The sequence below is a fragment of the Streptomyces sp. NPDC001348 genome, from assembly GCF_053597535.1.
Map to the genome: position 1 here is coordinate 1 of NZ_JBSFIK010000026.1, position 13,539 is coordinate 13,539.

Annotated in this window: 8 protein-coding genes and 1 pseudogene; 3 read left to right on the top strand and 6 right to left on the bottom strand. The window is 72.5% G+C overall.

The window, feature by feature from the left end; translation table 11 throughout:
* Nucleotides 1–87 precede the first annotated feature (87 nt).
* Nucleotides 88–630: a hypothetical protein gene (locus ACWC21_RS25300; protein ID WP_450885103.1), complete on the bottom strand. Its 543-nt coding sequence runs from the start codon at nucleotides 628–630 to the stop codon at nucleotides 88–90.
* Between the two features lie 121 nt (nucleotides 631–751).
* On the opposite strand from ACWC21_RS25300, the gene ACWC21_RS25305 reads away from it, so the two are divergent.
* On the top strand, nucleotides 752–4,819 hold the full coding sequence (locus tag ACWC21_RS25305) for a hypothetical protein (RefSeq protein ID WP_450885104.1): 4,068 nt from the start codon (nucleotides 752–754) through the stop codon (nucleotides 4,817–4,819).
* A 196-nt stretch (nucleotides 4,820–5,015) separates the two neighbouring features.
* On the opposite strand, the gene ACWC21_RS25310 is transcribed toward ACWC21_RS25305, so the two are convergent.
* Both ACWC21_RS25310 and ACWC21_RS25315 read right to left on the bottom strand, forming a co-directional pair.
* Complete coding sequence (locus ACWC21_RS25310) at nucleotides 5,016–5,933, bottom strand: hypothetical protein (RefSeq protein ID WP_450885105.1); 918 nt, start codon at nucleotides 5,931–5,933, stop codon at nucleotides 5,016–5,018.
* On the bottom strand, nucleotides 5,930–6,361 hold the full coding sequence (locus ACWC21_RS25315; RefSeq protein ID WP_450885106.1) for a hypothetical protein: 432 nt from the start codon (nucleotides 6,359–6,361) through the stop codon (nucleotides 5,930–5,932). Before ACWC21_RS25315 ends, ACWC21_RS25310 begins: the two co-directional genes overlap by 4 nt.
* Nucleotides 6,362–6,469: 108 nt before the next feature.
* On the opposite strand from ACWC21_RS25315, the gene ACWC21_RS25320 reads away from it, so the two are divergent.
* Together ACWC21_RS25320 and ACWC21_RS25325 are read left to right on the top strand one after the other, a co-directional pair.
* Nucleotides 6,470–10,045, top strand: coding sequence for a CHAT domain-containing protein (locus ACWC21_RS25320; RefSeq protein WP_450885107.1), 3,576 nt, complete (start codon nucleotides 6,470–6,472; stop codon nucleotides 10,043–10,045).
* A gap of 3 nt (nucleotides 10,046–10,048) precedes the next feature.
* Nucleotides 10,049–11,512: a tetratricopeptide repeat protein gene (locus ACWC21_RS25325; RefSeq protein WP_450885108.1), complete on the top strand. Its 1,464-nt coding sequence runs from the start codon at nucleotides 10,049–10,051 to the stop codon at nucleotides 11,510–11,512.
* Nucleotides 11,513–11,551: 39 nt separating this feature from the next.
* On the opposite strand, the pseudogene ACWC21_RS25330 reads toward ACWC21_RS25325, so the two are convergent.
* The 3 genes and pseudogenes from ACWC21_RS25330 to ACWC21_RS25340 all read right to left on the bottom strand — a co-directional run bounded on the left by ACWC21_RS25330 (nucleotide 11,552) and on the right by ACWC21_RS25340 (nucleotide 13,298).
* A pseudogene (locus ACWC21_RS25330) lies at nucleotides 11,552–12,180 on the bottom strand (DUF6000 family protein).
* A 3-nt stretch (nucleotides 12,181–12,183) separates the two neighbouring features.
* Nucleotides 12,184–12,915, bottom strand: coding sequence for a HEAT repeat domain-containing protein (locus tag ACWC21_RS25335; RefSeq protein WP_450885109.1), 732 nt, complete (start codon nucleotides 12,913–12,915; stop codon nucleotides 12,184–12,186).
* Entirely contained in the window at nucleotides 12,912–13,298 is a 387-nt protein-coding gene (locus tag ACWC21_RS25340) for a CPCC family cysteine-rich protein (RefSeq protein ID WP_450885110.1), read from the bottom strand. The genes ACWC21_RS25335 and ACWC21_RS25340 overlap by 4 nt, the downstream gene beginning before the upstream one ends.
* Nucleotides 13,299–13,539 lie beyond the last annotated feature (241 nt).

Below are 13,539 nucleotides of genomic sequence, written 5' to 3' on the forward strand. Positions count from 1 at the left end.
TGGGGGAGGAGCTACCAGGGCTTTTCGGCAACGCGGCGAGGTGCGGTGCCAGGCCGCGCGACCCGGGCGGGCATAGTGCAAGGACCCCTAAGCGGGACTTCTCGGGAACAGCGGCTCGTACGGCAGGTGATCGTCGTCCGGTACGCGCGGCAGGTAGTCGGGAGCCGTGCGGGCGGCCACGGCCAGCAGCCGAGCGGCGGCCTCCTCCTCGGAGACGGGAGCGAGCCCGAGGGCGTGCAGGAGGCGGTCGCGCTCGGCGTCGAAGTCCGGGTGGTCGGCCCGAAGGTCCGCGCCGAGCCCGCTGAGCGGGAAGCCCTTCGCCAGGTCGCGCCACGAAGGCAGTACGGCGATGAGCGTGACGGCCTCGACGAGGTCGGCGCCGATCAACGTGGCCTGCCCCTCGGAATCGGCGTACAGGACGGGCCGCTCCTCGTCCCCGGCCTCCCCGCACAGGAAGTACGTGCCGCCGGCGCCGCATCCGGCCACCGGGTGCAGCGGCCCGCCGGACGGCAGGACGAGATCCTCGACGGGATCCCGGCGGCCCATGTCGAAGTCGCCTGGCCAGGCCAGCGCGGCGGCGAGCGACGAGTCCTGCTCGAGGCGGCGGAGCAGAGCGTCCGATGTGGTCATGGGCGGAAGGTGACAGGGCCCTCGGACAGTGCGTCGCGGGATGCCAGGCCTGTGAGCGGCGTTGTCAGTGGCACCGCGTAACGTTCGATCATCGAACCAGCACTGCGGGGGAAGGCCGGGCATGGGCAGGCGTGTCGAAAAGGGCGGCTACACAGCGGAACTGACGGACGATCTGGAGGTCGTCTACCGCAATCCGCAGGGGCGGACGCTCAAGAAGTTCCCCGATGCGATCTTGGGTGCTCCCGGGCTCGTAGCCCTGCTGGGGGCGCGGACGCGTCTGCGGAAGCACCGGGAGGCGTGCCGTCTGCAGGCGGGCGAGTGGGCGTCGGACGGGGTCCGTGCGCCGCGTGCCCTGGCCGACGCGGACCCGCTGTGGCGGGAGGCCCTGGAGAGCGAGTCCGTCGAGCTGACCGACGAGCCGGGTGACGGTGGCCTGTGGGCCCGTACGTACACGGGGTTCGACGGCCGCACGCTGACCCAGGTGCTTCCCGAACAGCTCCTCCCGTACCGCGACCGCTTGATGCGCGGGCAGCAATGGGAGCCGGACGGCCTCTTCTCCACCGGCATACCGGACCCGTCCGACGGTGCCCTTCCCTTCCCGGAGCGGATCGTCGCCGCCCACCCCGGCCTCGAGGAGCCGGCCACCGAGAAGATCCTGCTCCTGCAGGAACGCACGCAGCAGTGGCGGTCCGTCTACAAGGCGGACGTCGACAGTGTCCTCCAGGACGTGGAGGATTCGCTCCCCGCGCTGCTGGTCACGTTCCTCGACGAGATGGCCGACCTCGCCCTGCGCCAGGGCGAGCATGCGACAGCCGCCGCCTGGTTCGGGCGCGCCCGGACCGCCGAGCGGGTGCAGGCGCGCAAGGCCGACAAGGAGTGGCTGCTGGGCAGGTACCTCGCATACGCCGAGGGCAAGGCCCTGTCCGCCACGGTCCTGCGGGCCTGGGCTCGCGAGCTGGCCGTGAAGGGAGAGGCGACCGAGGCGGATCTCTCGCGGTTCCGCCAGGTGGTGGTCCGCCGTGTCCAGGCGTCGTCCGAGGTGTATCCGCAGCTGGCCGTCGATGTGCGCAAGCTCGCCAGGGCCGCCGGTCTCGAACCGGAGGCGGAACTGGCCACGGTGCTCGGGGAGATGTTCGCGGTCGGCGGCGTCTCGCTGTCGGAGGTCAAGTTCTGGACCGACTGTTTCAAGGGCCGGGCCATGGACCTGCTGGGCAAGCATGCGCCCGAGGCCGCCCGCCAGGTGCTGAGGCTGCGTCCCCGGCGTTTCGGCGAGAGCTCCCGGGTGTGGCGGGAACTGCTGGAGCGCACCGGTGCGCTGGCGCTGCTCACCGGCGAGGCCCCCGGGCTGCCCGCCGGCGAGGCCGCGGCCTGGCTGTCCGCGTGCGTCCTGGCGAACAGCGACGGGGACGGCCCCTGGCCCGTCATGTACGAGCTCGCCGAGCGGATCGCGCCCAGGCTGGCTGCCGACGGTGTCCCCGTGCAGTTCCGTTACCGGCGCATGAACGAGCACAGCGACGGCAAGACGCCTCTCGACCTGATCGACCTGCTTCTGGAGCACGGGGTCCCGGTCGCCGACCCTCCGGAGCTGCTCGGCCCGTCGCGGCTGTACAGCATCCAGCTCAGCCGCCGGCCGAAGCTGGAGCACCTGCAGGCGGACGAGCGCTTCGCCCGGGAGCTGCGGGCGAGGGTGCGTGCCGACCTGGAGATGACCATCAAGGGCATGGACTCCAACAGCTGGTACCAGCCGCACAACACCAAGGGCTGGCAGCGGATCCCCGAGCTGTTCGACAACCCGATCGGACACGAGGAGATCCGGGCCTGGTTCGGCCGTGAGCGGGCGAAGCTGCGCGCGGGCGTCGACTTCGAGGAACTGGTCCTGCTGCTCGGCCGGCTGGTGCATGTGGGCGTGGCGGTGGACCTCCTCCTCAAGGACGCGGAGGCGGCGGCCGAGTTCGCGGCCGTGGACGTCGTGACGCTGCTGATGGCCCAGCTGCCCGACACCGTCTCGCGTGCGCAGGTCGAGGAGTTGCTGGGGAGGCTTCAGCCCTACTTCGTCGAGCGGGAGGGCGTCCGGGGACCCAATCGCGGACCGATCCTGGAAGCGCTGCCACAACTGGGCGAGCCGATTCACAGCCTGGCCGCCCGCGCCCTGGTCATGGCCGTCAACTGCCGTGCGGGACTGGAGCGGCTGGTCGGCTGCCTCACCCCTGGCGAGGGTGATGCGTCACCGACCGCCGGCGCGGGCGAGCAGGAGCCGGAGGACAGGATCAGCCGTCAGATCATGGCGCTCGCCAAGAAGGGCACGGCCGTCTGGGGCGGTGATCTGGGGCAGGCCACCACCACGTTCGACCGCCTGCCGAGCAACGGGCAACGGTTCCGGCACACGCACGCGTGCGCCGCGGCACTCGCCCTGTGCGTCGTCTCCTCGCCGAAGGGCGGCTCGGCGGCCCGGTCGCTGATGACGTACGCCGCCCACCCCTTCGTCACCGGTGAGCCGGGCCACTGGCGGATCGTCCACTGCGAGGTTCCCGAGGACCGTGCCGACGTCAAGGCCCCGCTTGCCGGGACCGTCTTCCGGACGAACACGTCCGTCGCCTACGTCCTGGCCGGTGGAGGCAGAGACCCCCGGCGCACACTGTGGGAGTACTCCCCGGACGGCGCCCACCCCGAGGACGGCCCACTGGCTCTCGCGGGCGTGAAGCTCACGCGGGCCCATGTGCTGGAGCCCGTCCGTCCGGGCGCCTGGTTCACGCGCTTCGCGGAGCTGTACCGCGAGCACGGGCCGGCACCGGCGCGCCCGGAGCTCGCCCGGGCCTTCGCGGAGCGCCTGGGCCTCTCCCAGGCGGAGGCCACCGCGCTGCTGACCGCACACGTACCCTGCGCGCCCTACCAGCTGGACGAGGAGGACGGTTACCTCTCCGGCCACTACTCCACCGACCTGGAGTCCTGGAAGATCCGGTCGAAGGAGGCGGAACGAGCGGTCGCCGCACTGACCGACGCGCTCGGCCCCCGGTTCTTCACCACGTTGTACGACAAGCTCCTCCCCGACGACCCCGAGCAGCTGTGGGTCACGGGGCCCGACGTGGACCGGGCCGCCGAGTGGTGGCTGGCGGAACTGGGCAGCCCCCTGCCCGTACCCACCGCGCTGGTGCCCCTCGCCGCCAAGGAGACCCTCCCGCCCCAGGGCGAGGCGGCCCTGGGGCGGCAGCCCCACGGGGACGGCCGGAGCTGGTGGCCCCACCTGCGGCTGCCCGCCCTCCTCGGCCGGCTCGCCACCGGCGCGGACTGCCTGGCGCCCCACCGCGCGGGCCTGGCGGGCGAACCGCACCTGCTGGCCCTGCCGAGGATCGCCGCCTGGCTCGCCTACCGCACCCCGGCCGGCGACCCGTCGCGCCCCGCGGCGGGCGCGGCGATCTCCCGGCTGCGCGAGGAGCTGTCCTCGGGCCCCGGTCCGCTCACCCTCTTCTCACTGCAGAGCAACTACCTGATGGGCCCGCCCCCTTCGACGGAGGCGCTCACCGCTCATCCGGCGGTCACGGAGGTGGCCGACACGGCGTACGCCATACGTCATCTGCGTGTGGACCCGGCGGCGCTCGACGGACCCGATGATCCTCTGCTGGACGCGTTGGACACCTACCTCGACTCCGTACTGCCCTCTCAGTGGCTGCCCAGCCCCTCGGGTCTGCCCGCCGTCGCGGACCTGCGGCTGCTGCTGAGCGACGACTTCGCCGCGCTCGGAACACACCTGCTCACCGACGGCGAGCGGTCCCCCGGCTGGGAACAGGACCCCGCGCGGTCGGTGCCGCATCTCGTCGAGGACTGCGCCGAGGCCTTCGGGCTGGGCAGGGACGCCGCGTCGCTCTACCTGATGCTGCTGGCGCTGCCGGACCCGTCGGACCGCAACGTCAAGGCGTGGACCGGCTGGCAGCCCGGCCGCCTCAGGAAGGCGGAGGCCGAGCTGCACGCGTCGGGCCGGGTGCTGCGTGCCCTCCGGTCGCGAGCGGGCCGCTCCCTGTTCCTGCCCGGCGCCTGGCAGGAGCGGAAGCCGCCTCGCCTCCCGGTCGAGGCGTCGAAGCTCGGCCTGCTGCCCCTGGCCAGGGAGCACCGGTCGACATCACACCTGGCCGCGGTGCCGTACGCCCCGCTGCCGCTGTTGTTCACGCGGGCGTGGGAGGGCGTGGCCAGGTAGGGCGGAGGACTCGAATGGACGGGCGACACGGCCGACCGCTGTGCGCGAAGTATGGCCGGCTGAGCCTGACGGGCCGTCGGATCGGTCCGGCCGAGCGGTAGCCGCCGTCAGCCGCCGGGGCGGCATGGTCGGAGAGACCGCGCAGGCGTGCTGGGCGACGGCCGCGTGCGGATCGCGGCCGGAGCACGGCTATCGCTCACGCGCGCAGGATCGCGTTGACCGCGGCGGCCGTGCCGGGCCCGAACGCATCGGGACAGGGCACCCCGAGCCGCTCGGCTACCTCCCGTATGTGGAGGTCCACCGCACCCTCGACGAGCGTGCCGAGAACGTCGACGGCATCGCGGGCACGGCGCAGAGCCACCGGCATCAGCACCGCGGCAGGCACCGCCGCGGGGAACCAGCCCGTGACGACCGCGACGGCCGCGTAGCCCCAGGCCCAGGCCATCAGCCGGGCCGCGGCGGCGACGTTGTCCCGGACCGTCTGGATGTCAGCACGCGACTCACCGCCCGCCACGGACCATATGTGCGGCCAGACCTCCGCGAGTTCCAGGCCGTAGCGGCGGCGCACGCGGTCCGTCGCCTCCACCATCCGCTGGGCCGGCCAGGTCGGCTGAGTGGGTCGGGCCGTGGCGATCCTGTCGCGCCGGGACTGCCGACGCCGTACCCCCGGAAAGGTCCGCGTCGTTGTCACGCCCATGAGCCGGTTCCGGGCCAGCGTCCGGCTCGCCTTGGTCACGGCGCGGGTGAGGGAGGCGTCGGCGCGGTCCCAGCACCAGGCACGCCAGCGGGTCAGGACGGTCACGTACCAGGAAGGACGTTCGGGGAACAGACACCGTTCGACGAACCGGCCGGCCGAGGCCGCGAGCAGACCCGCGACCGCCACGCCGAGCAGAAGCAGGCCCGCGCTCACGAGCAGGCCCGCCGGCTCCCGGTAGGCCTTGTCCGTCCTGGCACCCTTCACGTACACCCGCAGCCCGTCGAGATCCAGGGCGTGGCCGAAGCCCTGGTGGTGTGCGACGAGCAGACAGACGACAAAGATCAGCCCCGGCCCGAGCAGGACGGCCGCCCAGCGTTCGGCGGCCTTCTTGGACAGTTCCTGGAGCAGCGTGGTCACGGCCGCCCGAGCCCCGCTCCATCCAGCGGCAGTCGCTTCAGCCGCCGGTCCGCCAGGGCGCAACGGCCCTGCGTCGCCTGGCCACGGGTGCACCGGGACAGCGGACAGACATACCCGGACGGCGACTGTCCGGGAGGCTGGACGCTGGGAAGCGGGCTGAAGACCCGGTCCGTACGGGTCAGATTGTGGATGCCCTGCGCCGCCAGTTCCCGCTCGATCCGGTCGAGCGCCTCCCGCATGCGCCGCGGGTCGTAGTCGGCGGAGATGACCAGTGCGACCGCTTCGTCGAGCAGGTCCGCGGCGCCCGCCTCCTCCAGCAGCGCCGCCAGCTGTCCGTCCCGGCCGTGTTCCCGGCACAGGCGTTCCACACGCTCGGCGAGCTCGACCAGGGCTTGTGGGGCGAGGGCGGGACGCGCGCTGTCTGCCACTCCGTCAGTTTAGGCTGACTTCCCCGTTCTGGAGGGATGTTCTCCGACATCCGGGCATAGAGTCTGCACGGCGATACCGTGGGCTGCGGTCCGCTGGGGGATCGGGGGATGCCGGGCGTGCGCGAGCGGTTGCTGGAGCGTGTGGATGCGAGGATCAGGGATGCCGAGCGCGGCCACGCCGGCGGGGATGTGCTGTCGCGGGAGGCGCTGAGCGAGACGGTGGCGCTCCTGACGCATCGCAGGCCCGACGGCGTCGATGCGCAGGTGCTCAGGACCGCGGGGTTACTGTTCCTGCACCGCGCCGCACGGCGGCCGCCGGACCGGCGCCTGGTGGAGATGGTGGCGGCGGCGCAGCTGCTGGGCCCGGCCTACGCCCACGATCCGAATCAAGTGCCCGAGATCGTCCGGTTGTTCTATGCGACCGGCAACGACCCGTGGGAGTACTTCTCCACGGAGAGCGGGTTCACCACGGATCCGTATGTGTGGTGGGAGCTGCACAAGGAACCTGGGGCCCGCTATCTGCGCTCCGACGACCCCGCCGATCTGGCGCTCGCACTGGATCTGCTGCGACTGGCCCGGCAGTCCGGATCCCCGTCCCATCCTCATCTGCCGCGGGTCCTGACCCTTCTGGCGACTCTGCTCAGCATGCACCGGGCCGCAACCAAGAACCCGGCGGTATGCCGTGAGGCCGTCGAGGTGGGGCAGGCCGCCCTGCGCGCGCTGCCGCCCGACGACCCGGTGCGCGCGCTCACCCTCACCAACACCGGCCTGGCCGCGACGGAACTGGCCCGGCAGTTGCGGGACCCCGCCGCGGCCGGCCTGGCCGTCGGCTGGTTCCGCGAGGCGCTGGCTCTCGAGGACGACGAGGAAGGCGGCCACAGGACCAACCTCGCGGGCGCACTCGTGATACTCGGCGAACTACTGGCCGATCACGAACCGGCCTTCGAGGCACTTCCGCTCCTCCATGAGGCCGCGGGACGGCCCGGTCCCGCCGGGAGGCTCGCGTTGGACAACTTCGGCTCGACTCTCGGCATGATGCTGCACGCGCCCAGCACGACATACGGCCGACTGGCCGCGTTCTGCGCGTCGGCCGTGGACCACCCCGGCCCGGACCGGCCCGCCGACATACCGGCCCTGCGGGCGCTCGCCATCCTCCGGGGGTACCAGGGCCAGGCGGGTTCCGGCCTGGCCGAGCTGCGCGAGTGCGTCGCCCTGTGCCGCAGGGTGCTGGCTGCCTCCGACGATCCGGAGGCCCTGGGCGAGGCCGCCAACAACGCCTCCGGCGCCCTGCGCCTGATCGCCCAGCGCGCCCATGACGTCGGGGCCGCCCGCGAGGCGATCACGCTGGCCCGCACCTCGCTGGTGCACGCCGCGCACGCCGAACGGCTCGAGGAGTCCGTCGCCCGGGCCAACCTGGCCGCGGCCCACAACGTCCTGTTCGAGATCACCGGGGACCAGGAGTGCCAACGGGAGGCGGTGCACGCCAGCAGACGGGCCGTCGCGGAGCTCTCCGCGCAGGACCACGCCGAGCAGGCCAAGCTCATCGTGCTGCAGGCGATGATCCTCCACCGTTACGCGGCACGGACGGGCGACGCCGGGCTGCTGCGCGAGGCACTCGACGCCCAGCGGCGCGTCGCCGCTCTGCCCGGCCTGTGGTCCGGCCCGGGGCAGCCGCTGACCGACACCAGCCCCAAGCGGGTGGCGGTGCTGTGCGGCCTGCTCGCCATGCTCACGGACGCCTACACCCTGATCCCCAAGGAGCCGCTGAGCACACTGGAGGAGGCCGTACAAGTCGGCGAGACCGCCTTGGCCCTGGTGCCGGCCGGCGACTGCACGGAGTCCTTCATCCTGCAGGAGTACGCCCGTGCCCAACGGCTGCTCGGCGCGGGGGAGTCCGACCCCGGCAGGCTGCGCGCCGCCCTGGCCCTGACGGACCGGCTGCTGGCCCTCGGTGAGCAGGCGGTACCCGCCGCCGTGGTCTCCGCCGAGCTGGAGCGCGCCCTGGCGCTGCGCCAACTGGCCGACCTGGAGACGGGCCCCTCCACGGAAGCCGCTCTGCGGTCCGAGGCCTCCGCCGGCTTCGTCCGCGTCCGGGACAACCCGGCCGGCCGGGCGGACGTGCGCATGCGCGCCGCCCTGTTGCAGCTGGAGGCGACCGACGTCGCCGCACCCGACGCCCTGGACCACCTGTCCACGACCGTCTCCCTGCTGCAGCGGACCGTCGCCTCGGCGCCGTTGTGGGCCGACCGTGAACTCACCCTGCGCACCTTCTCCAGGCTCACCGAGCGAGTGATCGCCACCGGGCTGGCCGCCGGTGCGCCCGATCGCCTCGTGATCCTGCTCGAACGCACCCGGGGACTGCTGTCCGGTGACGCCATGGACATCCGGCGCGACGTGAATCTGCTCGACGCTGCACGCGCGGAACAACTCCGGGTGGTGGATGCCGAGTTGCGGGCACTGGACGCACGGGACCGGGCTGCGGCCGGTGAGGACTTCGAGCGCCGGCGCGCACTCGACCGTGAACTGGCCGCCGAACGCGCCCGCTTGACGGAACGCTGGACCCGACTGCGCGGCGAGGCCGCGTCGGACGACGACCCCGACCTCACCGCACTCGCCGCCGACGGCCCGGTGGTCCTGGTCGCCTCCGTCACCTCCGGCGGCTACGCCTTCCTGCTCACCGGCGACCCGGTCGAACCGGTGCGGGTTCTCGAACTCCCGGATCTCGACCGCGAATCGGCCAGCGAGCGCGTCCTCACCTTCCTGACCGCCCGCCACTTCGCGACCGTCGACACCTACCCGTTGCGGGTGCGCAGGAACGCACAGGCCGAAGTGCGCGACGCCCTGGCCTGGCTCTGGACCGCAGCCGTGGAACCGGTTCTCGACGCCCTCGGCCTGGCATCCTCCCCCGAGGGCGCCTGGCCGCGCATGTGGTGGTGTCCGGTCGGATTCCTCAGCTACCTGCCATGGCACGCGGCAGGTCCCCCGTCCGGCGACGGCGCGCTGGACCGCGTGGTCTCCTCGTACACCGCGAGCCTGCGCGCCCTGGCCTACGTGCGCCGGACACCCACGGGGTCCACGCCGCCCCGCACCCTGCTCGTCGCCCAGGCCGCAGCGCCCGGCGCCTCGCGACTGCACGGTGTGGCGGAGGAAGTGGCCGCCGTACGGTCCCTGATCCCGGACGCGACCTTGATCGAGGGGGCCGATGCGACCAAGGAGGCGGTGCTCAGCGCGCTCGCCGAGCACGACACCGTACATCTGGCCTGCCATGCCATGACCGAGGTCCACTCCCCCGGCACCAGTCGGCTGCTGCTGGCGGACCATCGGATCGACCCCCTGACCGTCGCCGGACTCGCGGCGCTGCACCTGCCAGGACGCCGGCTCGCCATGCTGTCCGCATGCAGTACCTTCGAGATCAGCCCCGATCTGACCGATGAGGCCCTGCACCTGACCGGCGCCTTCCAGCTCGCCGGATTCCGCCAGGTGACGGGCGCGTTGTGGCCGGTCAGCGACGCCACGGCCGGAAGGATCTCCCAGGTCTTCTACGACCGGCTCACCGGATCGGGAGCGCATCCGCCGCTCACCGACGAGGCCGCCTTCGCACTGCACGCGGCGGTACGGGAGCTGCGCGGCGACTTCCGCGCCACACCCACCATCTGGGCGTCGTACATCCACACGGGGGCCTGACCGATGACCGAACCGGATCAGTCCGCCACGCTGGACGGGCTGGGCGTCGACGAACTGGTCCTCGTGTCCGTGCTGGCCTGGCTCGACGGCGATCCCGTCCCCGTCGAGCTGTTGTCCGGCACGGACGCCGTACCGGGACCCGGTGCGCTGTCCGGGCTTGCCGCGGCCGGGCTGCTGACAAAGCGTCACGATGGCGCGCTGACCCTTCCCGAAGCCACCCGGCACCGGCTCCTGACCGCCCTCGACGGCGAGGGGCGGGACCTCGCCCTGCACCTCCTGCAGGCGCACCTGGGCGAACCCGGCGCGCCCGGCGAGACCGCGCGCTGCCTGCGACTGCTGCCGCACATCACCCGGTGGACCGCCCTGACCGGTCCCGAGGACGACACCCCCTGGGGGGCCACCTTCCTCAGCCGGGCCGTCGTGCTGCTGCTGAACAACAACATGGGCAAGGCCGCCGTCCCATTGGCCGAGCGAGGCGTCCGGACCGCCGAGCGGAACCTGGGGCCGGACGCCTCGGCCACACTGACGGTGCGGGCCAACCTGGCCTCGGTGTACGACCAGGCGGGCGACCCGCGGCGGGGCGCGCGGCTGCTGGAGAAGGTCATCGCTGCGCGCGCCGCACAGCTCGGCCCGGACCACCCCGATGTGTGGGGGCTGCGCAACAACCTGGGCGCCATGCGTCTCGCCCTGGGGGAGTACGACGAGGCCGCCGGGATCGTGGAGGGGCTCATCGCCCACTGGTCCGAGGTGCACGGGCCCGCGGCCCGGCGGACGCTGATGGCCCGCAACAACCTCGCCGTCATCACCGAGCGCGCCGGACGCCGCGAGGAGGCCGTGGCTCTGTGGGAGGCGCTGCTGCCCGAGTCAGAGGCGGCGCTGGGCACTGACGACCCGGACACCGTCGCGTTCCGTGCCGCTCTCTTCCAGGCCCGTGCGGACCGGGAGGGCACGGACCGGGAGGCCGTCCTCGCCGAGGTCGACGAACGGGTCGCCCTGCTCGCCGGCACCAACGGCGAGTTCACCCCGGAGGCCATCGTCGCGCTTGCCGATCGCGCGAGGATCCTGCTCGAACAAGGACGCTATGAGGAAGCCGTCGGCGGCTACCGGGACGCGATCGGACGGGGCGCGGCCGCCCTGGGCCGTGGCCACCCGGTCGTGGTCAGCGCCGGATACCACCTGGCCCATGCCCTGGAGTTGCAGGGGGACCCCGAGGCGGCCCTGGCGACGGCGCGGGAGACCCTGGCGGACGCCGACCGCAGCCTGGGACGGAACCATCACGCGACGCTGATGGCGGCACTGAGCGTGCTCTCCCTGCTGCTGGGCCTGGAACGCGGGCCGGAGTACCAGGAAATGCTGGAGGCCCGGCTGGCCGACATCATCGAGGAGCTGGGCTTCGGACATCCTCTGGTACGGGCACTGGCCGCTCACCGGGCATCCCTCACGCTGCACAACCCCCATTGGCGATGAGTAGGCACAGCCGGAGCAAACCGGTCGGGCCGTTGGCGGCTACGGCCGGGTCCAGCCGTTGGCGAAGCCGCACTGGAGGTCCGTCCAGCGGCGCACCTCGGCGGGGGTGTGGCTGGGGTAGCCAAGGCGTCCCACGCCTTTGACCCAGTGGTCCCAGAGGCCGTCGGGCTGGGTGAAGCGCTCGGCGCGGTGGGTGCCGAGGTGGGCGTCGAGGCGGAGAAGGGCGCCGAGGGCTGCGGGCTGGTCGTAGTGGAGGTCGGTGCGGGGGAGGTAGCGGTCGAGGTAGGCGGTGAGGATCTCGGCGTCCGTGTGTGTGCCGAAGCGGGCCAGGGCGAAGCAGTAGGCGCTGCCGGAGTAGCAGACCTCACTGGCCAGGAGCAGGTCGCCGAGGCGTGCCCGGAACCGTTCGCGGCGGTCGACGCCGATCAGCCAGGCGGCGGTGAGGCGCGAACGCCATTCGTCCCGAGGAGGGCTTTCAGCTCCTCGTCGGTGATCGCGGCGGCGTCATTGAGCAGGTGTCGGGTGAAGCGGGTGGTGTGCCACCATCGAGGGCTCAGGAAGCGCCCGCTGTTCACCACGAGGTAGCGCGGGAGGCCCGCGTACATCCTCGTCACGTAGCTCTCGACCACATGGCCGTAGCCGATCTCCTCGGGGTGCTGGAACGGCATCGGTCACCTCTCCGGGCGCAGGTCGGTGCGGTCGATCCAGGTGGGGGCGACGAACACGTTGTCGCCGGTGGGGGCTTCGGAGGCTTCCAGCAGAGACCAGGTGCGGGACTCTTCGACCAGGTGTTCCCAGGGCGCGGTCCAGTCGAGTTCCCAGTCCAGGCCAGTGCCGGAGATGCCGTACGTGCGGCCGGCGTCCACCCGCCAGTACTGGGAGTAGAGGATCACCTGGGCATGGTCGGCCAGGTCGTTGATGATCTCGGTGAAGTGGGTCGAGGGCCAGCCGGGGGCGTCGTCCGCGGCGGTGGGTCGTAGGCGCGCGGTGAGCGGCGGGACGACGGGGGTGCGTGCGCCGAGTTCGGTCAGCGCCCAGCGGATGCCGACGGACTCGGTCCGGTCCGGTGGGGTCGCCCGTGCCAGGCAGGCGCGATAGGCGCGGCGCAGGGGCTCGACGGCGCCATCGATCTCCAGGCTCGCCAGGGCCATGGCCGCCCATTCGCGGACGGTCGGGTTGTCGCTGTCCAGCAGGCCGATGAGAGCAGGGCCGCAACGGGGATCGCCCACCTCCTCGAAGACCTCGATGGCGGTCAGCCGACCGAAGCCGCCGAGGGAAGGCAGGCCATTGATGACGGCGGGTATGGCGTCGACGCCGATCCGGATCAGCTCCGCGCGGGCGTCGTAGGACTCGTCGGCCTTGCCGTCGAGCTGCCGGACGAGTGTCTCGATGTGAGAGGTCATGACGCGGAGTGGTCCCGGCGCCAGAAAGTGGGGAGCCACCAGCAGAGCACCGAGTGGTCATCGGGCCAGGGGGCGCGGTCCTCGGCCGCCCAGTCCTCGAAGGAGTCGCGCGTCGGGTCGATGGGACGCCAGGCGGGGTCGAGCGGCTCGTCCTCGGCCGGCGGGCGGACGAACCGGCGGCCGTACTCGTCGCAGGCGCCGAAGTTCCGGTAGTTCCGCTGGGCCTCGAGCAGAGAGACCTTGTTCGCCCCTCCGGCCATGGTCGGCCAGCGGAACTGGACCCCGTCGTCCTCCCAGAAGCAGACGGGGCAGACCTCGTACGAGCCGGGCACCGCGTCCAGCACGCGGTGCCCGCAGCACGGGCAGGGGCAGCGGTCGCTCACCTGGGCAGTCTCCTTGCCGGCCCCGCCGGTGCGCCATGGATTTCTCGGCCTCCGCCCGCCCGGCCAGTCCGCAGCCCAGTCCGCAGGACACCCGTGAACGGCCGTCGGCAGCCCACGTATGCCGACGAGGAAAACCCAGGTCAGAGCCATAGAAAGTGCTCCGCCGCAGGTCAGGATCGGGCTTCGGGCATTCCGCTTCAACGTGTGATCGCGCGAAGGGGCGGGCTCGCCAGAGCCCCAC